20 protein-coding genes are annotated in these 23,147 nt (G+C 67.0%); 2 read left to right on the forward strand and 18 right to left on the reverse strand.

Annotated features, from left to right (window positions below):
* The 17 genes from MKK58_RS18450 to MKK58_RS18530 all read right to left on the reverse strand — a co-directional run.
* Positions 1-77 (reverse strand): VOC family protein (locus MKK58_RS18450; RefSeq protein WP_409565273.1); only part of this gene is annotated, 77 nt, incomplete at its 3' end.
* A 190-nt stretch (positions 78-267) separates the two neighbouring features.
* Positions 268-1,941: a ribonuclease J gene (locus MKK58_RS18455; protein WP_243913642.1), complete on the reverse strand. Its 1,674-nt coding sequence runs from the start codon at positions 1,939-1,941 to the stop codon at positions 268-270.
* Positions 1,942-1,954: 13 nt separating this feature from the next.
* Complete coding sequence (locus MKK58_RS18460) at positions 1,955-2,974, reverse strand: biotin--[acetyl-CoA-carboxylase] ligase (RefSeq protein ID WP_409565274.1); 1,020 nt, start codon at positions 2,972-2,974, stop codon at positions 1,955-1,957.
* Positions 2,940-4,382, reverse strand: coding sequence for an NADH-quinone oxidoreductase subunit NuoN (gene nuoN, locus MKK58_RS18465; RefSeq protein WP_243913644.1), 1,443 nt, complete (start codon positions 4,380-4,382; stop codon positions 2,940-2,942). The genes MKK58_RS18460 and nuoN overlap by 35 nt, the downstream gene beginning before the upstream one ends.
* Positions 4,383-4,395: 13 nt before the next feature.
* Positions 4,396-5,919 (reverse strand): NADH-quinone oxidoreductase subunit M, encoded by a 1,524-nt coding sequence (locus tag MKK58_RS18470; protein WP_243913645.1) that lies wholly within the window; start codon positions 5,917-5,919, stop codon positions 4,396-4,398.
* Positions 5,920-5,950: 31 nt separating this feature from the next.
* Entirely contained in the window at positions 5,951-8,041 is a 2,091-nt protein-coding gene (gene nuoL, locus MKK58_RS18475; RefSeq protein ID WP_243913646.1) for an NADH-quinone oxidoreductase subunit L, read from the reverse strand.
* A 138-nt stretch (positions 8,042-8,179) separates the two neighbouring features.
* Positions 8,180-8,485, reverse strand: a complete 306-nt coding sequence (gene nuoK / locus MKK58_RS18480) for an NADH-quinone oxidoreductase subunit NuoK (protein ID WP_243913647.1) — start codon at positions 8,483-8,485, stop codon at positions 8,180-8,182.
* Positions 8,486-8,510: 25 nt separating this feature from the next.
* Entirely contained in the window at positions 8,511-9,131 is a 621-nt protein-coding gene (locus tag MKK58_RS18485) for an NADH-quinone oxidoreductase subunit J (protein ID WP_243913648.1), read from the reverse strand.
* A 182-nt stretch (positions 9,132-9,313) separates the two neighbouring features.
* A complete protein-coding gene (gene nuoI / locus MKK58_RS18490; protein ID WP_055947361.1) occupies positions 9,314-9,802 on the reverse strand; it encodes an NADH-quinone oxidoreductase subunit NuoI in 489 nt (162 codons plus the stop codon).
* 19 nt (positions 9,803-9,821) lie between these two features.
* Entirely contained in the window at positions 9,822-10,844 is a 1,023-nt protein-coding gene (nuoH, locus tag MKK58_RS18495) for an NADH-quinone oxidoreductase subunit NuoH (protein WP_238280745.1), read from the reverse strand.
* 12 nt (positions 10,845-10,856) lie between these two features.
* Complete coding sequence (gene nuoG / locus MKK58_RS18500) at positions 10,857-12,938, reverse strand: NADH-quinone oxidoreductase subunit NuoG (RefSeq protein WP_243913649.1); 2,082 nt, start codon at positions 12,936-12,938, stop codon at positions 10,857-10,859.
* 43 nt (positions 12,939-12,981) lie between these two features.
* The gene (gene nuoF, locus MKK58_RS18505; protein ID WP_243913650.1) at positions 12,982-14,283 is read right to left on the reverse strand and encodes an NADH-quinone oxidoreductase subunit NuoF; all 1,302 of its coding nucleotides are present in this window, start codon (positions 14,281-14,283) and stop codon (positions 12,982-12,984) included.
* 1 nt (position 14,284) lies between these two features.
* Positions 14,285-15,334, reverse strand: coding sequence for an NADH-quinone oxidoreductase subunit NuoE (gene nuoE, locus MKK58_RS18510; RefSeq protein ID WP_243913652.1), 1,050 nt, complete (start codon positions 15,332-15,334; stop codon positions 14,285-14,287).
* Between the two features lie 19 nt (positions 15,335-15,353).
* Entirely contained in the window at positions 15,354-16,544 is a 1,191-nt protein-coding gene (locus tag MKK58_RS18515) for an NADH-quinone oxidoreductase subunit D (RefSeq protein ID WP_243913655.1), read from the reverse strand.
* A gap of 16 nt (positions 16,545-16,560) precedes the next feature.
* Positions 16,561-17,208, reverse strand: coding sequence for an NADH-quinone oxidoreductase subunit C (locus tag MKK58_RS18520; RefSeq protein ID WP_243913656.1), 648 nt, complete (start codon positions 17,206-17,208; stop codon positions 16,561-16,563).
* Between the two features lie 15 nt (positions 17,209-17,223).
* Positions 17,224-17,811 (reverse strand): NuoB/complex I 20 kDa subunit family protein, encoded by a 588-nt coding sequence (locus MKK58_RS18525; RefSeq protein WP_238280751.1) that lies wholly within the window; start codon positions 17,809-17,811, stop codon positions 17,224-17,226.
* Positions 17,812-17,871: 60 nt separating this feature from the next.
* Positions 17,872-18,237: an NADH-quinone oxidoreductase subunit A gene (locus MKK58_RS18530; protein WP_238280752.1), complete on the reverse strand. Its 366-nt coding sequence runs from the start codon at positions 18,235-18,237 to the stop codon at positions 17,872-17,874.
* A gap of 424 nt (positions 18,238-18,661) precedes the next feature.
* Between MKK58_RS18530 and MKK58_RS18535 the strand changes: the two genes are divergently transcribed.
* Both MKK58_RS18535 and MKK58_RS18540 read left to right on the forward strand, forming a co-directional pair.
* Entirely contained in the window at positions 18,662-19,795 is a 1,134-nt protein-coding gene (locus MKK58_RS18535; protein ID WP_243913657.1) for a glycosyltransferase family 4 protein, read from the forward strand.
* A gap of 162 nt (positions 19,796-19,957) precedes the next feature.
* Complete coding sequence (locus MKK58_RS18540; RefSeq protein ID WP_243913658.1) at positions 19,958-22,288, forward strand: glycogen debranching N-terminal domain-containing protein; 2,331 nt, start codon at positions 19,958-19,960, stop codon at positions 22,286-22,288.
* A 197-nt stretch (positions 22,289-22,485) separates the two neighbouring features.
* Here the strand turns inward: MKK58_RS18540 and infC are convergent, their stop codons facing one another.
* Positions 22,486-23,007, reverse strand: a complete 522-nt coding sequence (gene infC / locus MKK58_RS18545; RefSeq protein ID WP_238280755.1) for a translation initiation factor IF-3 — start codon at positions 23,005-23,007, stop codon at positions 22,486-22,488.
* Positions 23,008-23,147 lie beyond the last annotated feature (140 nt).

Genomic DNA, 23,147 nt, shown 5'->3' on the forward strand with positions numbered 1-23,147 from the left:
AGGGTGTCCCGGTAGATGGCGCAGGCGGCGTCGAGATCGCGGACCGCGATGGCGACGTGATTCAGGCGTCCGATCATGGTTTGCTCCCCTTCGAAAAATCCGCGACGCAAACAATCCCTCTCCCCCCTACGGGAGAGGGTGGCCCGCGAAGCGGGTCGGGCCGGGACGAAGTCCCGCATGAGGGGAGCGCCGCTTCCGAAGAAGGCTTCCCCCTCTCCCGCCTGCTCCGCAGGCACCCTCCCCCGCAGAGGGGGGAGGGTTTCAGCACTAGACCTCCACCACCTGCACGTGGCAGGCGGGCTTCTTACCCCAGACCTCGTTCACCGCCGAGCGGATCGCCCGGTCGACGGCCTTCTCGACCGCCTCGGCGTCCTTGCGCTTGGGCTTCGACAGCCCCGAGAGCGTGCGCGAGACGGAATCGACCACCACGTCCAGCATCGGCTGGCCGGTGCGGCCGCGATTGGGCAGGCCGATGATGTCGATGGCGGGTTCGCCCAGGATCTCGCCCTGAACGTCGATGGCGATGGCCACCGACACGAGCCCGGCCTGCGAAAGCTTGCGGCGCTCGGGGATGGCCCGGTCCTTGCCGTCGATCAGGACGTTGCCGTCCTTGAACAGGCGCCCGGCCTTGACGTGGTCGACGATCTCCGGCGTGCCGGGGGCGAGGCGCACCACGCTGCCGTTGCGGGCCTTGACGATATTCGGCACGCCCTGGGCCCTGGCGAAGCGCGCGTGCTCGTCCAGGTGGAGGGCCTCGCCGTGCACGGGGATCGCCGTCTGCGGACGGGTCCAGGCGTACATCTCCGCCATCTCGTCGCGCCGGGGATGGCCCGAGACGTGGACGAGCTTCGTGCGGTCGGTGACCACCTCGATGCCGGCGTTGATGAGGTCGTTGATGATCGCACCCACCGCCCGCTCGTTGCCGGGAATGGCCCGGGAGGAGAAGATGACGCGGTCACCGGCCGCCAGGGTGATGTCGGGGTGGTCGTCGCGGGAGACGCGGGCGAGGGCCGCCCGCTCTTCGCCCTGCGAGCCCGTGAGCAGCGCGACAACCTTGTCCCGGGGCAGGTAGCCATAGCTGTCCGACGAGCGGAATTCCGGAAGGCCGTCGAGGAAGCCACACTCGCGCGCGACGCCGATGACCCGGTCCATGGCACGCCCGACCGCGATGACCTCGCGGCCGCAGGCCTGGGCCGCCTCGGCGACCGCGCGCATGCGGGCGACGTTGGAGGCGAAGGTGGTCACCGCGACCCGGTGGGGGGCGTCGGCGATGAGCTCGCGGAGGGTGGCGGCGACCTCGGCCTCGCTCGGAGAGCGGCCCTCGCGCACGACGTTGGTGGAATCGCTGATCATCGCCAGGATGCCCTCGTCGCCGAGCGCCCGGAAGGTGGCCTCCGAGGTCACGTCGCCGAGGATCGGGGTCGGGTCGAGCTTCCAGTCGCCGGTGTGAAGCAGCAGGCCGTGCGGCGTGCGGATGGCGACGGCGTTCGACTCGGGGATCGAGTGCGAGACCGGAACGTACTCGATCTCGAAGGGCCCGACCTGGACGCGGCGGCCGGCCTGGATCTCCTTGAGAATGACCTTGGGCGCACCCGGCTCGCTGAGGCGGCGGGCCTCGAGCAGGTTCTTGGCGAAGCGCGTCGCGTAGACGGGCGCCTTGAGCTTGGGCCAAAGCTCACCGATCGCGCCGATATGGTCCTCGTGCGCGTGGGTGATGAAGATGGCGAGGAGGTCGTCCTTGCGCTCCTCGATGAAGCTGAGATCCGGGAACATCAGGTCGATGCCGGGGAATCCCTCCTCGCCGGCAAAGCCCATTCCGCAATCGACCATGATCCATTTGCGGCGCTTGGGCGGCCCGAAGCCGTAGAGCGCCGCGTTCATGCCGATCTCGCCCACGCCGCCGAGCGGCACGAAGACGAGTTCGTCTTGCCCTGTCGTCATTGTCCGTAAAACCTCAAGCCGCCGTCGCGGCCGTTCCCAAATGCACCTCGCCCGCCGTCACGGTCCGTCGCGTTCCATCCTCCGATCGGACCACGAGCCGCCCGGCCTCGTCGATCGTCTCGAAAATTCCGTGTACGAGAGTGTCGCCTGTCCGCACGGAGACCGGCGCACCGATCCCGGCCGCGTCGGCGATCCAGCGCTCGCGGATCCCTGAGAACCCGCGGCCACCATCCCAAAGTCGCGCGGCGTCGACGATCGTATCCGTCAGCTGGACGAACAGATCCTCGGCGCGCGTGTCGTACCCTCTCTGCCTGAGGCACGTCGCGCGATAAGGCAAGCCCTGTGGCGTCGCAGCGACGTTGACGCCGAAGCCCATCACCACCGCGCGGCCGCCGCCGGGCCGGCTCTCCGCCTCCAGCAGGAGCCCTGCGAGCTTGGCACCCGAAGACAGCACGTCGTTCGGCCATTTGAGGTCGAAGAACTTTGAGGCGCATAAAGCGCCATCCACATCACTGCGGATTTCCGGATTCGGCGCCTCCCTCTCCTGGACGGAGAGGGCTGGGGTGAGGTGTGGTCCATTTCCGGAGAGGTCACGCACCTCACCCTGTCCCTCTCCTTTCAGGAGAGGGGACCCGCGACGTCCTTGATCGGCCGAACCGCCACCCACCAGGGCCAGCGAACCGCCCTCGGTCGCCCGCTTCAGCGCCGCGACAAGCGCGACGCCCGCGACGAAACCCAACGTCGGCACTTGCGCCGGATCGATCGCGTCCACCGGCCAGAGCAGGCTCGCGGTCAGGTTGCCGGCCTCGGACAGCCAGGCATTGCCGCGCCGGCCCCGGCCCGAATCCTGACGCCGGGCGACGATCCAGAGGGGCCCCGCCTCGCCTGCACGGAAGAGATCCAGGGCCTCGGTGTTGGTGGAGCCGAGGCGGTCATGGACGTGGAGGCGGTGGCCCTCCCCCCGCGCCAGGGTGCCGAGGCCGTAGCCGTCCAAGGGTCTAGAACAGCGACTTGGCGGCGGCACCGGCGGCACCAACGAGCGGGGCCGGCACGATCCAGAACAGCACCACCACCACGCTCGCCAGGCCGAGGACGATGCGCAGGCCCGGGGGCATCGGCTCGTAGGCGGCGACCGGCTCGTCGAAGTACATCACCTTGACGAGGCGCAGGTAGTAGAAGGCTCCGACCACGCTGGTGACGACGCCGATCACCGCCAGCGCCACGAGGTCCGCTTTGATGGCGGCGGCGAAGACGTAGTACTTCGCGAAGAACCCGGCGAGCGGCGGGATGCCGGCCAGCGAGAACATCATCGCGGCGAGGCAGAAGGCCAGGATCGGATGCGTGCGCGAAAGCCCGGAGAGATCGTCCACGGTCTCGAACATCTCGCCACCGCGCCGCAGGGACAGCAGCACCGCGAAGGCGCCCAGCGTCATCGCGAGGTAGATGATCATGTAGACGACGACGCCGCGGATGCCTTCCTGCGAGCCGGCGGCGAGACCGACCAGGGCGTAACCGACGTTGCCGATGGACGAGTAGGCCATCAGGCGCTTGAGCGAGCGCTGGCCGATGGCGGCGAACGAGCCCAGCGCCATCGAGGCGATGGCCACGAAGACGATGATCTGCTGCCAGACGGCGGTCACGTCCGGGAAGGCGCCGATGAAGAGCCGCACCGTCATCGCCATGGCGGCCATCTTGGGCGCCGAGGCAAAGAAGGCGGTCACCGGCGTCGGCGAACCCTCGTAGACGTCGGGCGTCCACATGTGGAACGGCACGGCCGCGAGCTTGAAGGCGACGCCGGCCGCCACGAAGACGATGCCGAGCACGATGCCGAGGCCCGCCGTGCCGTCGAGCGCCGCGACGATGCCGGGGAACGAGACCGTGCCGGTGAAGCCGTAGACCAGGGAGGCGCCGTAGAGGAGCATGCCCGAGGAGAGGGCGCCGAGGACGAAGTACTTCAGCCCGGCTTCCGTCGACTTTAGATTGTCCCGGTGGAAGGCCGCGATGACGTAGGCGGCGAGCGACTGCAACTCGAGTCCGAGGTAGAGCGAGATGAGGTCGTTGGCCGAGGCCATCACCATCATGCCGATCGTGCAGAGCACGAGCAGGATCGGGAACTCGAACCGGTCGATGCGGGCGCGCTGGAAGTAGTCCCGAGACAGCAGGATCGTGGCCGCCGAGCCGATCAGGATCAGCGCCTTCATCACCTTCGAGAAGTTGTCGACGATGAAGGAGCCGTTCAGCGTCGTCACCTTGGCGCCCGACTGGGACATCACCGCGAACAGCGCGACGACCAGCAGGATCAGCGCGCCGACGTTGACGCCTTCGGCGGAGCGCTCGCCCCGGAACGCACCATAGAGGATCAGCACCAGCACGCCGAGGCTGAGGATCAGCTCCGGCAGGGCGGGTCCGAGCGCGGGCAGGACGATCTGAGCGGCGTTCATCGGGTCAAAGCCTTCAGCGCGACGCGGGCGGCAGGGTGGCCGCAGCGGTCTGCGTGTTCGAGAGCGCGGTCCGCATGCTCTGCATCAACGCTTCCGTCGAGGGCGCGAAGGTGTCGAGCACGGGGGCCGGGTGGACGCCGTAGTAGATCGTCAGGGCGACGAGGGGCGCGATGATGATCTTTTCGCGCAGATCCAGGTCGAGGATGCCCTGCAGGTTGGGCTTCTCGAGCTTTCCGTAGATCACCCGGGCATAGAGCCAAAGGGCGTAGCCGGCCGAGAGGATGATGCCGAAGACCGAGAAGAAGGCCACCGTCGGGTTGGCCCGGAAGGCGCCCATCATGGCCAGGAACTCGCCGACGAAGCCGGAGGTGCCGGGCAGGCCGACATTGGCCATGGTGAACACCATCATGGCCGCCGCGTAGAGCGGCATCCGCTTCACGAGGCCGCCATAGGCGGCGATCTCGCGGGTGTGCATCCGGTCGTAGACCACACCGACGCAGAGGAAGAGCGCGCCCGAGACGATGCCGTGCGAGATCATCAGGAACAGCGCGCCCTGGATGCCCTGCTCGTTCATCGTGAACAGGCCCAGCGTCACGAAGCCCATATGCGCCACCGAGGAGTAGGCGATGAGCTTCTTGATGTCGGTCTGCATCAGCGCGATCAGCGAGGTGAAGATGATCGCGATCACCGAGAGAGCGAACACCATCGGCGCGAAGGCGTGGGAGGCGTCCGGGAACATCGGCAGCGAGACGCGGATGAAGCCGTAGCCGCCCATCTTCAGGAGGATGCCCGCCAGGATCACCGAGCCGGCGGTGGGCGCCTCCACGTGCGCGTCGGGCAGCCAGGTATGGACCGGCCACATCGGCATCTTCACCGCGAAGGAGGCGAAGAAGGCGAGCCAGAGCCAGGTCTGCATGCCGACCGGGAAGCGGGTGTGCAGCAAGGTCGGAATGTCGGTGGTGCCGGCGTGCCAGTACATCGCCATGATGGCGAGCAGCATCAGCACCGAGCCGAGCAGGGTGTAGAGGAAGAACTTGAAGCTGGCGTAGATGCGCCGCTTGCCGCCCCAGATGCCGATGATGAGGAACATCGGGATCAGGCCGGCCTCGAAGAACAGGTAGAACAGCACCAGGTCGAGGGCGCAGAACACCCCGATCATCGTCGTCTCGAGGACGAGGAAGGCGACGAAATACTCCTTCACCCGGGTGTTCACCGAGAGCCACGAGGCGCCGATGCAGAACGGCATCAGGAAGGTGGTCAGCAGGATCAGCGGCATCGAGAAGCCGTCGACCCCGAGCTTGAACCGGGTGGTCTCGCTCAGCCAGGCATGGGTCTCGACGAGTTGGAAGCTCGCGGTCGTCGCGTCGTAGCGGCCCCAGGCCACCAGCGAGAGCAGGAAGGTGGCCAGCGTGGTGATCAGCGCGGCCCAGCGGGCGTTGCGTTTCGAGGCCTCGGTCTCCTCGCCGAGGGTTAGGATGAAGGCCGCGCCGCAGAGCGGCACGATGAGGAGGCCGGAGAGGATTCCGAGGCCGAACATCAGCAGGCGCTCCGATACGTGACAGCGGCCATCAATGGGCGACCTTGGGCAAGCCGGTCAGCATGTACCAGCTGATGAGGGCGGCGACGCCGACGAGCATGACGAAGGCGTAGTGATAGACGTAGCCGGTCTGGAAGCGGACCACGCCGCGGGTCACGTCGAGGACGCGGGTGGCGATGCCGTCCGGACCCATGCCGTCGATGACCCGGCCGTCGGCCTCCTTCCAGAGGAACTTGCCGAAATCCTTGGCCGGCCGGACGAAGATCCGGTCGTAGAGTTCATCGAAGTACCACTTGTTGAGGAGGAACCGGTACAGGCTCGGCTGCTGGGCGGCGAGCTGGCCGGGCAGTTCGGGCCGGCGGATATACATCCAATAGGCCAGCACGAAGCCGATCAGCATCATGATGAAGGGCGAATACGCCACCAGCGCCGGCACGGAGTGGATGTCGTGCATGATGTGGTTGTCGGGACCGTGGCCGAGCGCGTGGCCCCAGAACTTGTCCATGCCCTCGCCGATGAAGCGGTTCTTGAAGATCAGGCCGGCGAAGAGCGCGCCGAAAGCCAGGATGCCGAGCGGGATCGTCATCACCAGCGGGCTCTCATGCGGGGTGTGCGCATGATCGTGGTGCTCGATGGCGCTGTGAGAGGCGGGCTCGACGTCGTGGCCGTGATCGTCGTGGGCGACGCCCTCGTGATGGCCCGGCGCGCCGTCGGCCTGGGCCGATGCATGTGCCGCCGCATGGTGGTCGTCGTGATGGGCCGCGCCGTGATGGGCCCAGCGGGCGGGCCCCTCGAAGGTCATGAAGAACAGGCGCCAGGAATAGAACGACGTCATCAGCGCGGCGACGACGGTGCACAGGAAGGCGAGCGTGTGGCCCGGCCGCGTGGAGGCGTAGGCCGCCTCGATGATCGCGTCCTTCGAGTAGTAGCCGGCCGTGAACGGGAAGCCGATCAGCGCGAGCGTGCCGATGGTCATCATCGCGGAGGTGAAGGGGATGTAGCGGCGGAGATTCCCCATGTTCCGCATGTCCTGCTCGTGGTGCATCGCGTGGATGACCGAGCCGGCGCCGAGGAACAGCAACGCCTTGAAGAAGGCGTGGGTGAAGAGGTGGAACACGGCGGCCGAATAGGCACCGACGCCGAGGGCCACGAACATGTAGCCGAGCTGCGAGCAGGTCGAGTAGGCGATCACGCGCTTGATGTCGTTCTGCACGAGGCCGATCGTGGCCGCGAAGAACGCCGTGATGCCGCCGATGACCGTGACGACGATGAGGGCGTTCGGCGCGAGTTCGAACAGCGGCGACAGGCGCGCAACCATGAACACGCCGGCCGTCACCATGGTTGCGGCGTGGATGAGCGCGGAGACGGGGGTCGGCCCCTCCATCGCGTCGGGCAGCCAGGTGTGCAGCAGGAACTGCGCCGACTTGCCCATGGCGCCCATGAACAGCAGCAGGCAGGCGAGCGTCCAGGCGCTCCAATCGTAGCCGAGGAAGTGGAAGGTCGCGTCCTTGATCTCGGGCGCGCGGGCGAAGATGCCGTCGAAGGCGATCGAGCCCGTGAGGACGAAGACGAGGAAGATGCCGAGCGAGAAGCCGAAATCACCGACGCGGTTGACGATGAAGGCCTTCATGGCGGCCGCATTCGCCGAAGGCTTCTCGTACCAGAACCCGATCAGCAGGTAGGAAGCGAGGCCGACGCCCTCCCAACCGAAGAACATCTGCACGAGGTTGTCGGCCGTCACCAGCATCAGCATGGCGAAGGTGAACAGCGACAGGTAGGCGAAGAAGCGCGGCCGATGCGGATCCTCCTCCATGTAGCCGATGGAGTAGAGGTGCACGAGGGTCGAGACCGAGGTCACGACCACCAGCATGATCACCGTCAGGGTGTCGATGCGGAAGGCCCAGTCGACCACGAGGTCGCCGGCGGTGAACCAGGTCGCCACCTGGACGCGGGTGGCGTGCTCGCTGCCGGGCACTTCCAGGAAGGCGCCCCAGGAGAGCAGAGCCGAGAAAGCGAGGAGCCCGGTGGTGATGCCCTCGCTGAGCTTCGGGCCGAGCTGGCGGCCGAACAGGCCGGCGAGCAGCGCACCGACGAGCGGGAGGAAGACGATCGCGTGATACATCGCTGGCTTGTCCGGCCTCCTGGGACGCGCTCGGATCCGCGCATGGCGCGGGAGCCGGGGCGGCGCCCTGTGGTTCGTGTCACCGCAACGGCTTCGCGCGGAGCGCGACGCCGAGCGTCAAGGGGATGGGCCTCCCGCTCAGCCCTTCATCATGCTGACGTCCTCGACCGCGATGGAGCCGCGGTTTCGGAAGAACACGACGAGGATGGCGAGGCCGATGGCCGCTTCCGCCGCCGCCACGGTCAGCACGAACAGGGCGAAGACCTGTCCGGTGATGTCGTTGAGGTGCGTGGAGAAGGCGACGAGGTTGATGTTTACCGCGAGCAGGATCAGCTCGACGGACATCAGGATGACGATGACGTTCTTCCGGTTCACGAAGATGCCGAGCACCCCCAGGGTGAACAGGATCGCCGCGACTGTCAGGTAGTGGCTCAGGCCGATCATCGGCGGTGTCTCCCGGTATCGGCCATCAGACTTCGACGCCCTGGCGCGAGGGTACCTTGCGGGTCTCCACCGCCATGCCTTGCGTGCGCGCGTTCTGCACCGAGATGTTCTGGCGCTTGACGCCCGGACGGTCGCGAAGGGTGAGCACGATGGCGCCGATCATCGCGACGAGGAGGATCAGGCCGGCGAGCTGGAAGAAGAAGACGTAGTCCGTGTACAGCACCCGGCCGAGCGCCTGGGTGTTGGTCACGGCCTCGGCCGGGGGCACCGGGTTGAGGGGCGTCTGCACGAGGCCGGGATCGATGGTCCACGATCCCACAACGAGCAGGAGTTCGATCAGGAAGACGGCGCCGATCAGCGCGCCGATGGGCAGGTATTGCTGGAAGCCCTGGCGCAGCTGCGCGAAGTCGACGTCGAGCATCATCACGACGAACAGGAACAGCACCGCGACGGCGCCCACGTAGACGACCACGAGGATCATCGCGAGGAATTCGGCGCCCATCATCACGAACAGCCCGGCGGCGTTCACGAAGGCGAGGATGAGGAAGAGCACGGAGGCCACGGGATTGCGCGAGGCGATCACCATGAAGCCCGAGGCGATGGTCACACCTGCGAACAGGTAGAAGAAGGCAGCGGCTGCGCTCATGCGATTCTAGAGATCAGCCGTCCCGAGGACGGCCCCTTCTGCCGAAATTGTGCCACGGCCCACCGGCCGCCCGTCTATAGAACCCGCCCCTGCGGCGCACAACCGCCTCGGCGCCTCGGCACCGTATCCGTGGGCACGGAATCGGCGCTCTGTCTCATCCGCGTTCCGCGGACGGCCCGCACTCAGCGATAGGGCGCGTCAACCGCGAGGTTGCGGGCGATTTCGCGCTCCCAGCGGTCGCCGTTCAGGAGGAGCTTCTCCTTGTCGTAGAGGAGCTCCTCGCGGGTCTCGACCGAGAACTCGAAGTTCGGCCCCTCCACGATGGCATCCACCGGGCAGGCTTCCTGGCACATGCCGCAATAGATGCACTTGACCATGTCGAGGTCGTAGCGGGTCGTGCGGCGCGTGCCGTCGTTGCGGCGCGGGCCGGCCTCGATGGTGATCGCCTGGGCGGGGCAGATGGCCTCGCAGAGCTTGCACGCGATGCAGCGCTCCTCGCCGTTGGGATAGCGGCGGAGCGCATGCTCCCCCCGGAAGCGCGGGCCGCGATGGCCCATCTCGAAGGGGTAGTTGATCGTGGCCTTGGGCTTGAAGAAGTACTTCATCGCCAGGACGAACCCGGACGCGAACTCCTTGAGCAGCAGACCCTTAGCGACCTGATCGAGCTTCATGGCTCGGATCTCCGTGATGTCAGGCGCCCGGCGCGAGGCCGGTGAGCTTGAGGACAAAGGCGACGACGACGACCGAGACGAGCGAGAGCGGCAGGAAGACCTTCCAACCGAGGCGCATGAGCTGGTCGTAGCGGTAGCGGGGCACCATGGCCTTCACCATGGCGATCATGAAGAACAGGAAGCTGGCCTTGAGGGCGAACCAGATCAGGCCCGGCACCCAGGTGAAGGGCGCGAACGGGATCGGCGAGAGCCATCCGCCGAGGAACAGCACCGTGCCGAGCGCGCACATGGTCATGATGGCCACGTACTCGCCCAGCATGAAGAGCAGGTACGGGGTCGAGGAATACTCGACCATGTAGCCCGCGACCAACTCAGATTCGGCCTCCGGCAGGTCGAAGGGCGGGCGGTTCGTCTCGGCGAGCGCCGAGATGAAGAACACCACGAACATCGGGAACAGCCAGAGCCAGTACCAGCCGAGGATGCCGAGCGAAGTGTCCTGCGCCATGACGATGCGCGAAAGGTTGAGGGAGCCGGCGCAGAGCAGGACGCAGATGATGACGAACCCGAGAGAGACCTCGTAGGAGATCATCTGCGCGGCCGAGCGCAGCGCGCCCAGGAAGGCGTATTTCGAGTTCGAGGCCCAGCCGCCCATGAGGACGCCGTACACGCCGAGCGACGAGATCGCGAAGATGTAGGTGATGCCGACGTTGAGATCGGCGATGGCCCAGCCCTCGGCCAGCGGAATCACCGCCCAGGCGGCGAGCGCCAGGGTGGCGAAGACCAGGGGCGCCAGCAGGAACAGCGCCTTGTTGGCGCCGGCCGGGATGATCGGCTCCTTCAGGACGAACTTCAGGAGATCGGCGAAGGACTGGAACAGGCCCCAGGGCCCGACCACGTTGGGGCCGCGACGCAGCTGCACCGCCGCCCAGATCTTGCGGTCGGCCAGCAAGGCATAGGCGATGAAGACGAGGAGCAGCGCCAGGAGCACGAAGCTCTTGAGCGCAAGCAGCAGGACGGTGCCGAGGATTTCCCAGAAGGTCATCGCAGGAGATCCTTATTCGGCCGCTTCGAGGCCGCGCACCCGGGCGAGGCTCGAACACTCGGCGAGCACGCGCGAGGCGCGGGCGATCGCGTTGCTGAGGTAGAAGTCCGGGACCGCCGCGACGAAACCGGTGCGGGTGGGCTCGCCGCCGAGGCCCGACAGGGTCTCCAGGGTGGTGACCGCATCGCTCGGCGCGATGGCGTCGAGGGCGGCGAAGTGCGGATGCTCGGCGTAGAGCGCCCGGCGCAGGGCGCTCAGCGAATCGAACGGCAGGCGCTTACCCAGCACGTCGGACAGGGCCCGCAGGATCGCCCAATCCTCGCGGGCGTCGCCCGGCGGGAAGCCGGCGCGGTTGGTGGTCTGCACGCGGCCCTCGAGGTTGACGTAGGTGGCGCTCTTCTCGGTGTAGGCGGCCCCCGGCAGGACGACGTCGGCGCGGGTGGCGCCCCGGTCCCCGTGGGTGCCCTGGTAGACCACGAAGGCGCCCGGCCCGATCTCGACCTCGTCGGCGCCGAGGCTGAAGACCACGTCGAGAGCGCCGGCCTGGGTCATCCCGGCGAAATCGAGGCCGCCCTCTGCCGGCACGAAGCCGAGATCGAGGGCGCCGACGCGGGCGGCCGCGGTCTGGAGCACGCCGAAGCCGCTCCACTCGGGCATGACCGCGCCGATGTCCTTGGCGAGCTTCGACGCGGCGGCGAGGATCGCAGCGCCGTCCGGCCGGGCGAGCGCGCCCGTGCCGACGATGATCAGGGGCCGGTTCGCCGCCTTCAGCGCCTCGCCGAAGCTGTGCTGGCCGGAGGCGAGATCGGCCAGGGTCTCGGGGCCGGCACCGAGATAGGTATGGGGATAGGTGAGGTCGACCGCCTCGCCGATGAGACCGACCGCCAGCGGCCCCATGCGCCAGCGCTTGCGGATGCGGACGTTGAGGAGGGAGGCCTCCAGGCGCGGATTCGTGCCAACGAGGAGGATCGCGTCCGCTTCCTCGATTCCGTCGATGCTGGTGCCGAGGGTGTAGGCAGCCCGGCCCCAGGCCGGATCGATGGCCTCGCCGGCCTGTCGGCAATCGAGGTTCGTTACCCCGAGGGACGTCATGAGCGCCTTGAGGGCGTAAATTTCTTCGACACCCGCAAGGTCGCCGACCACGGCGCCGATGCGCTTCGGGTCGGTGCCCTTCACCTTGGCGGCGATGGCAGCGAAGGCCTCGCCCCAGGAGGCGGGGCGAAGGCGGCCGTTCTCGCGCAGATACGGCCGGTCGAGGCGCTGGGTGCGCAGGCCGTCCACGGCGTGGCGGGTCTTGTCGGAGATCCACTCCTCGTTGATGCCCTCATGAACGCGCGGCTCGATCTGCATGACCTCGCGGCCGCGGGCATCGACCCGGATGGCGCAGCCGACCGCATCCATCACGTCGACGGACTCGGTCTTCGACAACTCCCAGGGCCGGACCTCGTAGCTCTGCGGCTTGTGGACGAGGGCGCCCACGGGGCAGAGGTCGGCCACGTTGCCCTGCAACTCCGAACCCATGGCGGATTCGAGGTAACTCGTGATCTCCATGTCCTCGCCGCGCCCGATGGCGCCGAGGTCCGGTACGCCGGCCACCTCCGCGAGGAAGCGGACGCAGCGCGTGCAGTGGATGCAGCGGTTCATGGCGGTCCGCACTAGCGGACCGATGTACTTCTCTTCCACCGCGCGCTTGTTCTCGCCGTAGCGGGTCGAGTCGACGCCGTAGGCCATCGCCTGATCTTGCAGGTCGCAATGGCCGCCCTGGTCGCAGATCGGACAGTCGAGGGGGTGATTGATGAGGAGGAACTCCATCACCCCCTCGCGCGCCTTCTTGGTCTGGCCGGAGCGCGTCAGCACCTCCGGCGGCTCGCCGTTGGGGCCGGGCCGGCAATCCTTGACCGCGTAGGCGCAGGAGGCCACGGGCTTCGGGGCGCCCTTCAGCTCGACAAGACACATCCGGCAATTGCCCGCGATGGACAGCCGCTCATGGAAGCAGAAGCGCGGAATCTCCGCGCCCGCCGCCTCACAGGCCTGGAGCAGCGTGTACTCCGCCGGAACATCGACCTCGGTGCCGTCGACGACGATCTTGGTCATGCGTGGGTCTCAGGTTCGAATTCGGGTTGATGCGAGGCGCGGATCACTCCGCCGCCATCGGCACCGGATCGGAATGAGGATTGGCGCTGTAACGGTCGATGCGCTTCTCGATCTCCGGCCGGAAGTGCCGGATGAGCCCCTGGATCGGCCAGGCCGCCGCGTCGCCGAGGGCGCAGATCGTGTGGCCCTCGATCTGCTTCGTCACGTCGAGCAGCATGTCGATCTCGCGACGTTGCGCGCGCCCCTCGGCCATGCGCAGCATCACGCGCCACATCCAGCCCGTGCCCTCGCGGCAGGGCGTGCACTGGCCGCAGGATTCGTGCTTGTAGAAGTACGCGATGCGGGCGATCGCCGAGACGATGTCGGTGGACCGGTCGAGGACGATCACCGCCGCCGTTCCGAGGCCGGAGCCGAGGTTCTTGAGCGTGTCGAAGTCCATCTTGGCGTCGATGATCTGCTCGGCCGGCACCAGGGGCACCGAGGAGCCGCCGGGAATGGAGCAGAGCAGGTTGTCCCAGCCGCCACGCATGCCGCCGCAATGCTTGTCGACGAGTTCGCGGAAGGTGATCCCGAGCTCTTCCTCGACGTTGCAGGGCTTGTTGACGTGCCCGGAGACGCAGAACAGCTTGGTGCCGGTGTTGTTCTTGCCGCCGAGGCCGGCGAACCAGGCGCCGCCCCGTCGCAGGATCGTGCCCGCCACCGCGATCGACTCGACGTTGTTTACCGTCGTCGGGCAGCCATAGAGGCCCATGTTCGCCGGGAACGGGGGCTTCAGGCGCGGCATGCCCTTCTTGCCCTCGAGGCTCTCCAGCAGCGCCGTCTCCTCGCCGCAGATGTAGGCACCGGCGCCGTGGTGGACGTAGATGTCGAAGGGGTAACCGTGGACGTTGTCCTTGCCGACGAGTCTCGCCGCATAGGCTTCGTCCACCGCGCGCTGGAGGGCGTGCTTCTCAGCCACGTACTCGCCGCGGATGTAGATGTAGCAGGCATGGGCCGCCATCGCGAAGGAGGCGAGCATGCAGCCCTCGATCAGGAGATGCGGATCGTGCCGCATGATCTCCCGGTCCTTGCAGGTGCCCGGCTCCGACTCGTCGGCGTTGACGACGAGGTAGTGCGGGCGCCCATCGGACTTCTTGGGCATGAACGACCACTTGAGGCCGGTGGGAAAGCCGGCGCCGCCGCGCCCGCGCAGCCCCGACTGCTTCATCTCGTCGATGATCCAGTCGCGGCCCATCTCGAGCAGGAACTTCGTGCCGTCCCAGGCACCGCGCTGCTTGGCCGCGTCCAGGCCCGGCGAGTGCAGGCCGTAGAGGTTCGTGAAGATGCGATCCTGATCGGCGAGCATGTCAGTTCCCCTTCTTGGGGTCGGACGGGTGGGGAGCGGAAGCAGGTGCCGGCGCATCGGCGCTGGCGCCCGAATTCACCGGCTGCGGCGGCGGTTCGTTGCGAGGCAGCGCCGACTGCGTACCCGCTTCGGCGCCGGCCGCCTCGGCCTTCGCGATGGTCTCGGGCGCGGCGGGGGCCGACTTATTCGGCTGGGCCGTCGATTCCGTGCGGTCGGCGGCATCCACCTTGTCGCCGGCCTTCACAGGCGTCTCGCCGGCGGCCGCGCGCTGGGCCGGGGCATCCGTGGCAGACGTACCCACTGCGCGACCGGCATCCGGACGGGCGGGCTTCGGATCGGAGGCGGCGCGCTGCTCTGAGGACGCAGCCTCCGCCTTGCCGGCCTCGTTCTCTTCGTCCTTCTGCTCGAAGCGCTTGCGCCACGCACCCACCCGCGAGCCATCGAACAGGGTCGCGTCGGTCAACGTGTCGGCGCCCCCGAGGGGTTCGGAAGAGGTCCGGCCGACCTGGGAACCGATCTTCACGGGACGTCCGGCGGCCAGATCGTCCATGAGCTTGCCCAGGAGATCCGGCGTCAGGTCCTCATAGTAATCCTGGTTGATCTGCGCCATCGGCGCGTTGCAGCAGGCACCCAGGCACTCGACCTCGAGCCAGGAGAAGTTGCCGTCGGCACTCACGTGGCCCGGCGCGCCGAGGCGATGGTGCAGGTAATCCTTCAACCCGCGGGCGCCGCAGGAATCGCACGGTACCGTGCCGCAGAGCTGGATCCAGAACTTGCCCACCGGCTCCAGGGCGAACATCGTGTAGAAGGTCGCGACTTCGAGCACCCGGATATGCGGCATGCCGAGTTCGTCGGCCACCGCTTCGATGGCCTTCTGCGGCAGCCAGCCACCGTTCTGCTCCTGCGCCTTCCACAGCAGCGGGATCACGGCCGAGGCCTGACGCCCCTCCGGGTATTTTTCGATTTGCCCTTTGGCCCAGTCGGCGTTCTCGGATGAGAACGCGAAGGCGGCGGGCTGTTCGGAGGCGGGGGCGAGTCTGCGGTTGGCCATCAGTTCTGAACCTTGATCCTCACCGGTCCACTTCGCCGAACACGATGTCCAGCGTGCCGAGCACGCAGGACACGTCGGCCAGCATGTGGCCGCGGCACATCCAGTCCATCGCCTGGAGATGGGCGAATCCCGGAGCGCGGATCTTGCAGCGGTAAGGCTTGTTGGTGCCGTCGGAGACGAGGTAGACGCCGAACTCGCCCTTGGGCGCTTCGACGGCCGCATAGACCTCACCGGCCGGCACGTGGAAACCTTCGGTGTAGAGCTTGAAGTGGTGGATGAGCGCTTCCATCGAGCGCTTCATCTCGCGGCGGGGCGGAGGCGCGATCTTGCCGTCGGTGGCGGCGATCGGACCTTGGCCGGCAGGCTCGCGCAGCTTGGCGCAGCACTGCTTCATGATCTTCACGGATTCCCGCATTTCTTCCATGCGGATGACCTGGCGATCGTAGGTGTCGCCGTTCTTGCCCACGGGAATGTCAAATTCCATCTCCTCGTAGCACTCGTAGGGCTGCGATTTCCGCAGGTCCCACGGGATGCCGGAGCCGCGCACCATCACGCCCGAGAAGCCCCAGGCCATGGCCTCGTCCACGGTGACGATGCCGATGTCGACGTTGCGCTGCTTGAAGATGCGGTTGCCCATGACGAGGTTGTCGAGATCGTCGACCACCTGCAGGAAGGGGTCGCAGAACGCCTCGATGTCGTCGATCAGCACGGGCGGCAGGTCCTGGTGCACGCCGCCGGGCCGGAAGTAGTTGGCGTGGAGACGCGCCCCCGAAGCGCGCTCGTAGAAGATCATCAGCTTCTCGCGCTCTTCGAACCCCCAGAGCGGGGGCGTGAGCGCGCCGACATCCATCGCCTGCGTGGTGACGTTGAGAAGATGCGAGAGGATGCGGCCGATCTCGCAGAACAGCACGCGGATCAGCTGCGCGCGGCGCGGAACCTGGAGGCCGAGCAGCTTCTCGATGCCGAGGCAGAAGGCGTGCTCCTGGTTCATCGGCGAGACGTAGTCGAGCCTGTCGAAATAGGGCGTCGCCTGAAGGTAGGTCTTGTGCTCGATCAGCTTCTCGGTGCCGCGATGAAGCAGGCCGATATGCGGATCGACCCGCTCGACGATCTCGCCGTCGAGTTCGAGCACGAGGCGCAGCACGCCGTGCGCCGCCGGGTGCTGCGGTCCGAAGTTGATCGCGAAGTTGCGGATATTGTGCTCGGTCATGGCCTCGCTCCGCCGCTCAGGCCGACTTCTTCTCGTCGCCCGGGAGCACGTACTCGGTGCCCTCCCATGGCGAGAGGAAGTCGAAGTTCCGGAATTCCTGGGTGAGCTTCACGGGCTCGTAGACCACGCGCGCCTCGTCCTGGTCGTAACGGACCTCGACGAAGCCAGTGAGCGGAAAGTCCTTGCGCAAGGGGTGCCCCTCGAAACCGTAATCGGTGAGCAGCCGGCGCAGGTCCGGGTGGCCCGAGAACAGGATGCCGTAGAGGTCGTAGGTCTCGCGCTCGAACCAGTTGGCCGCCGGGAACACATCGATGACGGAAGGCACCGGGCTCTGGTCGTCGGTCTGCACCTTCACGCGGATGCGGGTGTTATGGCGCAGGGAGAGCAGGTGGTAGACCACGTCGAAGCGCTTTTCGCGAGACGGATAGTCGGCCCCGCAGATGTCGATGAAGCAGCGGAAGGCGCAGGCCGGGTCGTCGCGCAGGTAGGTCAGCGCGTAGACGATATCGCTGGCCTGCACCACGAGGGTCAGTTCACCGAACGCGATGGTGCGTGAGACGATGGCGGGCCCCAGGGCGCCGGCGACGTGGTCGCCGATTCGCTGAAGGGCGCCGATGCCGGATTCGGGCGCCGTATGGGCGAGAATGCTGATGCCGTTTGTCATGCGGTACGTCCTCCCTCAGCGCTCGATCGTGCCGGTTCGGCGGATCTTCTTCTGGAGTAGGAGCACGCCGTAGAGCAGCGCCTCGGCCGTGGGCGGGCAGCCCGGAACGTAGATGTCCACCGGCACCACCCGGTCGCAGCCGCGCACCACCGAGTAGGAATAGTGATAGTAGCCGCCGCCGTTGGCGCAGGAGCCCATCGAGATCACGTAGCGCGGCTCCGGCATCTGGTCGTAGACCTTGCGGAGCGCCGGGGCCATCTTGTTGGTGAGCGTGCCGGCGACGATCATCACGTCGGACTGGCGCGGGCTCCCACGCGGCGCGAAGCCGAAGCGCTCGCAATCGTAGCGCGGCATAGACATCTGCATCATCTCGACGGCACAGCAGGCGAGGCCGAAGGTCATCCACATCAGCGAGCCGGTGCGGGCCCAGTTGATGAGATCGTCCGTGGAGGTGACGAGGAAGCCGCGATCCGCGAGTTCGCTGTTGATCGACAGGAAGGTCGGGTCGTTGGCACCCACGGGCAGGCCCGTATTGGGATCGATGATCCCCTTGGGGGCCGGTGCGATCGCCGGGGCGCGGGAGAGGTCGGGGCTGAAGGCCATCGGTTTCTCGGGATCAGGCTTCGGACGGTCGGACTTCGAGGATTGCGCGATTCGGGGGCGTTAGTCCCATTCGAGGGCGCCCTTGCGCCACTCGTAGACGAAGCCGACGGTCAGAACGCCGAGGAAGGCCATCATCGACCACATGCCGAACCAGCCGAGTTCCCCGAAGGTGATGGCCCAGGGAAACAGGAACGCGACTTCGAGATCGAAGATGATGAACAGGATCGCCACGAGATAGAAGCGTACGTCGAACTTCATGCGCGCGTCATCGAACGCATTGAAACCGCACTCGTAGGCCGACAGCTTCTCGGGATCGGGGCTGTTATAGGCAACGAGGAACGGTGCCACGAGGAGCGCCACGGCGATGAACATGGACACGCCGATGAAGACGATGAGCGGCAGGTAATCTGCCATCAGGCCGGTCATGCTGGACCTCTCGTGTTCGCGGGCATGCGGGGCGCCCAGGGCACGGCCGGCCACATGGAATTGCTCCAATGCCAGACTGCACGGGCGCGAGGCTTAGACGACCCCCCGAGGTGAAACAAGGGCGTCGTGCGTCGCACAAATTCGGCCATGCGCCTCAGGTAGTTCTCCTATCGTTCCGCACAACACGACCGATCCGCGCAGGGGAAACGGCGGCCGGCTTCTTGCAGGACCGATCAGCGGCCCAGCTGGTATACCAGACAGCGCGAACCAGGGATATCGGGGACATCTGGGACGAAGTGTCAGGCAGGGCTGGCGGACCCCGAACCTCGGGAACCATAACCTTGGCTGTCTGTTTCGTTCATGTCCCACTCAGGCCGGATCGCGTTAGGTCGGCGCAACAATTCGACCTCACAGGAGACGCTTCGTGCGCATTGCTCAGATTGCTCCGCTCTCGGAGGCGGTACCCCCGAAGTTCTACGGCGGCACCGAGCGCGTGGTGTCCTGGATCACGGAGGAGCTGGTCCGCCAGGGCCACGACGTGACCCTGTTCGCGAGCGGCGATTCAGAGACTTCGGCCAAGCTGGCGGCCTGCACGCCGGAGGGCCTGCGCCTCCTCGGCTACCGGGACCACACCGCGAGCCATCTCGCCATGCTGCACCACGTGCACAAGCGGGCCCACGAATTCGATATCCTGCACTTCCACATCGACCTGCTTCAGTACCCGATGTTCGAGGATCTGAACCACAAGTGCCTCACGACGATGCACGGTCGCCTGGACGTGCCCGACTTCATGCCGGTCTACCGGACCTTCACGGGCATGCCCCTGGTGTCGATCTCGGACAACCAGCGTGATCCGATGCCCGAGAATGTCAACTGGCTCTCGACCATCCATCACGGACTGCCGGCGCAGAACTGCCCCTTCTACCCGGAGGCCAAGGGCGGCTACCTCGCGTTCCTCGGCCGCATCTCCCCGGAGAAGCGCCCCGACCGCGCCATCGAGATGGCGATCCGCTCGGGCGTCAAGCTCAAGATCGCCGCGAAGGTCGACAAGGCGGACCAGGATTATTGGGACGAGGTCATCGAGCCGATGATCCACCATCCCCTCGTCGAGTTCATCGGCGAGATCAACGAGGAGCAGAAGAAGGACTTCCTCGGCAACGCCCTGGCGCTGGCCTTCCCGATCGACTGGCCGGAGCCCTTCGGCCTCGTCATGATCGAGGCGATGTCGGCCGGTACGCCGGTGATCGCGTTCCGCAACGGCTCCGTGCCGGAAGTCATCGCCGATGGCGTATCGGGCGTTCTCTGCGACTCGATGGACGATGCTGTGGAAGCCGTCGCCAAGGTCAAGACCATGAGCCGGGCCGGCGTGCGCAAGCACTTCGAGTCCCAGTTCACCGCCGAGTGCATGGTGCGCAAGTACGTGGCCGCCTACGAGCAGCTGCTCGCTGGCTCCGCCGACATCATCAAACTGCCGCATGCCGGGGCGTTCTCCTCGCATTACGGCGAGATGAACGGCTCGTCCCTGCCGTCGATCTCCGTCGCGGCCATGCCGGCCTGACGACCGGTCCGCCGGGCCGTCCGGCATCGCTCTTGCTCGGTGCCGGTTCGGGCTGGCGCCGCAAGATTGCCGCACTACCTCTGCCTTTGAGGGCCGCCGCGCCGCAATTTTGCGACCGGCGGCCCTTTTCGATTCGACCCCCATCTCCGGAGACGCGCAGGCATGGCAGCGGACACTCTCAAGGCGACCTCCGAGACCGCGCCCGAGGCGCGGATTCCCCATGGCTTCCAGGACGCCGACGAAGTTCTGCCGCAGTACCATATCGAGGCCCAGACCTCGCTCGTGGAGCGCCCGCTGCGCTCGCTGAAGTACGGCGAGGCCTTCGCGGTCCTCGACAGCTACGGCGACATCGGCGTGCTGCCCGGGCCCGAGGGCCTCTACTTCCAGGACACCCGCTACCTCTCCCGCATGCACGTCACCATCGAGGATCAGCGCCCGCTGCTGCTCTCCTCGGTGATGCAGGACGACAACGGCGCGCTGAGCGTCGACATGACGACGCCCGACATCCGTATCGACGCCCATGACGAGACCACGATTCCGCGCGAGCTCATCGCCATAGAGCGCACCAAGTTCCTGTTCCGGGGCGCCTGCTACGACCGGATCGGCCTGCGCAACTACGATTCGCGTCACTGGCACCTGAAGGTCGCCGTCACCTTCGATGCGGATTTCCGCGATCTCTTCGAGGTGCGTGGCATGGATCGCCCGGTGCGCGGCAAGCGCAGCGTGCAGGTCGCCAGCGAATCCGAGGTCCAGTTCCGCTATGTCGGCCTCGACGAGGTCGTGCGCACCACCAGCCTGCATTTCGGGCCGAAACCCAAGCACATCGAGCCCGGCCGGGCCGAGTTCGTCGTCTCCCTGCCACCGGGCGGGCGCGCCTCGCTGTTCCTGCGGGTGGTGTTCGAATCGCACCGTGCCTTCACCAGCGCGCCGGCGGCCGAGCGCGTCGGCGAGGATGCGGCCGCCGGCCTGTCCCACGCAGCCGGCAGCACGGCCTCCGCCCGCCACCCGAAAGGCCTCGCCGAGGGCGTGATCTTCGCCCGCGCCTACCGCGATTCGCGCCGCGACCTGCGCCAGCTCACCGCCGGCATCACCACGATCATCTCGTCGAACGACCAGTTCAACGAGGCCGCCTGCCGGGCGACCGCCGACCTCTACATGCTGGCGAGCCGCACGCCGGAGGGCATCTACCCCTTCGCCGGCATCCCCTGGTACTCCACGGTGTTCGGGCGCGACGGCATCATCACCGCGATGATGGCCCTGTGGATCGACCCGAACTTCGGCAAGGGCGTCCTGCGCTACCTCGCCTCGACCCAGGCCAAGGCCGTCGATCCGGCGGCCGACGCACAGCCCGGCAAGGTGCTGCACGAGACGCGGCGCGGCGAGATGGCGATGCTCGGCGAGGTCCCGTTCCGGCACTATTACGGCACGATCGACGGCACGCCGCTCTTCGTCATGCTGGCCTGGGAATACTATTCCGTCACCGGCGACCGGGACACCATCGCGGCGATCTGGCCGGCCCTCGAGCTCGCCCTGGAGTGGATGAACCGCTACGGCGACCGCGACGGCGACGGGTTCGTGGAATACGCCCGCGACACCGACAAGGGCCTGGAGAACCAGGGCTGGAAGGACAGCCACGATTCGATCTTCCATGCCGACGGCAACCTCGCCAAGGGGCCGATCGCCCTCTGCGAGGTGCAGGGCTACGTCTACGCGGCCAAGAACGGGGCCGCCAAGCTCGCCGCCCTGCTCGGCCACGACGACCTCGCCCACCGCCTCGGCCAGGAGGCCCGCGCCCTGCGCGAGCGCTTCGACGAGGCTTTCTGGTGCGAGGAGATCGGCACCTACGCGCTGGCGCTCGACGGCGAGAAGCGGCAATGCGCCGTGCGCTCGTCCAATGCCGGACACGCGCTCTTCACCGGCATCGCCCTGCCGGAGCGGGCCGCGCGTGTGGCCGCCAACCTCCTGTCGAAGGACGGTTTCAACGGCTGGGGCGTGCGCACGATCGCCCGGGGCGAGGCGCGCTACAACCCGATGTCCTATCACAACGGCTCCATCTGGCCGCACGACAACGCGTTGATTGCCCTCGGGCTCGCCCGCTACGACCTCAAGCCGGAGGCCGCACGGATCTTCCAGGGCATGTTCGACACCGCCCTCTACCAGGACCAGAAGCGCTTGCCGGAGCTGTTCTGCGGCTTCATGCGCCGCCACCAGCGCGGCCCCGTCTCCTACCCGGTGGCCTGCTCGCCGCAGGCCTGGGCGGCGGCCGCCCCCTTCGCGTTCCTGGCGGCCTGCCTCGGCCTGGAGATCGACCACGACCGCAACCGGGTCCGCTTCCGCAACCCGATCCTGCCGTCCTTCCTGGACGGGGTCTCGATCTTCAACCTGAAGCTCGGCACCTCGCGGGTGGACTTGCGCCTGCAGCGCTACGGCGAGGACGTGACGGTCAATGTCCTGCGCCGGACCGGAGATGCGCAGATCTCGCTGCTGAAGTAGGGATGACGCTTTGAGCCGAGGTCCGGGCGGGGCCTGAGACCTCGGCGACGATGCCACGCCTCTCCCCTCCCCCAGATGGGAGGGGCCAGAGGGTCAGGGGCGTCGCCGCATCCCTGCCCGGGCTCGAAAACGAAAAACGCCGCCCTCCCGAAGGAGGACGGCGCGTGGCGTGAAATGCGACCTTGGAAATCGCCGCGTCAGCGCGGCGCCAAAATCATGATCATCTGGCGGCCTTCGAGCATCGGCTCGCTCTCCACCTTGGCGATCTCCTGGGTCTCGTTCTTCACCCGCTCGAGCAGGCGCAGGCCGATATCCTGGTGGGCCATCTCGCGGCCGCGGAAGCGCAGGGTCACCTTGACCTTGTCACCCTCCTCGAAGAACCGGATCACGGCCTTCATCTTGGTGTCGTAGTCGTGCTTGTCGATGCCGGGCCGGAGCTTGATCTCCTTGACCTCGACCGTCTTCTGCTTTTTCCGCGCTTCGTTCTGCTTCTTCTGCTCGTTGAAGCGGAAGCGGCCGTAATCGAGGAGCTTGCAGACGGGAGGGACGGAGTTCGGCGCGATCTCCACGAGATCGAGGCCGGCTTCCTCGGCCATCGCGATGGCGTCGAAGAAGGCGACGACGCCACGGTTCTGCCCGGTATCGTCGATGAGCTGCACTTCGCGAACGCCACGGATATCCCGGTTGGCGCGCGGCCCGTCCTTCTGCGGGGCCGGCATAGCTCTCATTGGTCTACGAATGGCTTTGATCTCCTGATGAAACGACGAAACGGCAGCCCACGAATCCCAACCTCACTCGAGGTCGATCCTGGCCACCCGCCGCGCACGAAATTCGGTGCGACACCTTGACTGAACTCTCG

Origin of the sequence: Methylobacterium sp. J-078 (assembly GCF_022829285.1) — a bacterium.
GTDB lineage: Bacteria > Pseudomonadota > Alphaproteobacteria > Rhizobiales > Beijerinckiaceae > Methylobacterium.

What these genes read in the sequence shown, in the direction of transcription:
- MKK58_RS18515 (WP_243913655.1), bottom strand. Translation starts at nt 16,544, where the DNA reads ATGACCGAGCACAATATCCGCAACTTCGCGATCAACTTCGGACCGCAG.
- MKK58_RS18455 (WP_243913642.1), bottom strand. Translation starts at nt 1,941, where the DNA reads ATGACGACAGGGCAAGACGAACTCGTCTTCGTGCCGCTCGGCGGCGTG.
- nuoF (WP_243913650.1), bottom strand. Translation starts at nt 14,283, where the DNA reads ATGCTCGCCGATCAGGATCGCATCTTCACGAACCTCTACGGCCTGCAC.
- MKK58_RS18540 (WP_243913658.1), top strand. Translation starts at nt 19,958, where the DNA reads ATGGCAGCGGACACTCTCAAGGCGACCTCCGAGACCGCGCCCGAGGCG.
- infC (WP_238280755.1), bottom strand. Translation starts at nt 23,007, where the DNA reads ATGCCGGCCCCGCAGAAGGACGGGCCGCGCGCCAACCGGGATATCCGT.
- nuoL (WP_243913646.1), bottom strand. Translation starts at nt 8,041, where the DNA reads ATGTATCACGCGATCGTCTTCCTCCCGCTCGTCGGTGCGCTGCTCGCC.
- MKK58_RS18470 (WP_243913645.1), bottom strand. Translation starts at nt 5,919, where the DNA reads ATGTTCGGCCTCGGAATCCTCTCCGGCCTCCTCATCGTGCCGCTCTGC.
- nuoH (WP_238280745.1), bottom strand. Translation starts at nt 10,844, where the DNA reads ATGACCTTCTGGGAAATCCTCGGCACCGTCCTGCTGCTTGCGCTCAAG.
- nuoN (WP_243913644.1), bottom strand. Translation starts at nt 4,382, where the DNA reads ATGAACGCCGCTCAGATCGTCCTGCCCGCGCTCGGACCCGCCCTGCCG.
- nuoG (WP_243913649.1), bottom strand. Translation starts at nt 12,938, where the DNA reads ATGACCAAGATCGTCGTCGACGGCACCGAGGTCGATGTTCCGGCGGAG.
- MKK58_RS18520 (WP_243913656.1), bottom strand. Translation starts at nt 17,208, where the DNA reads ATGACAAACGGCATCAGCATTCTCGCCCATACGGCGCCCGAATCCGGC.
- nuoI (WP_055947361.1), bottom strand. Translation starts at nt 9,802, where the DNA reads ATGAAGCTCGATCAGGTCGCTAAGGGTCTGCTGCTCAAGGAGTTCGCG.
- nuoK (WP_243913647.1), bottom strand. Translation starts at nt 8,485, where the DNA reads ATGATCGGCCTGAGCCACTACCTGACAGTCGCGGCGATCCTGTTCACC.
- MKK58_RS18530 (WP_238280752.1), bottom strand. Translation starts at nt 18,237, where the DNA reads ATGACCGGCCTGATGGCAGATTACCTGCCGCTCATCGTCTTCATCGGC.
- MKK58_RS18485 (WP_243913648.1), bottom strand. Translation starts at nt 9,131, where the DNA reads ATGAGCGCAGCCGCTGCCTTCTTCTACCTGTTCGCAGGTGTGACCATC.
- nuoE (WP_243913652.1), bottom strand. Translation starts at nt 15,334, where the DNA reads ATGGCCAACCGCAGACTCGCCCCCGCCTCCGAACAGCCCGCCGCCTTC.
- MKK58_RS18525 (WP_238280751.1), bottom strand. Translation starts at nt 17,811, where the DNA reads ATGGCCTTCAGCCCCGACCTCTCCCGCGCCCCGGCGATCGCACCGGCC.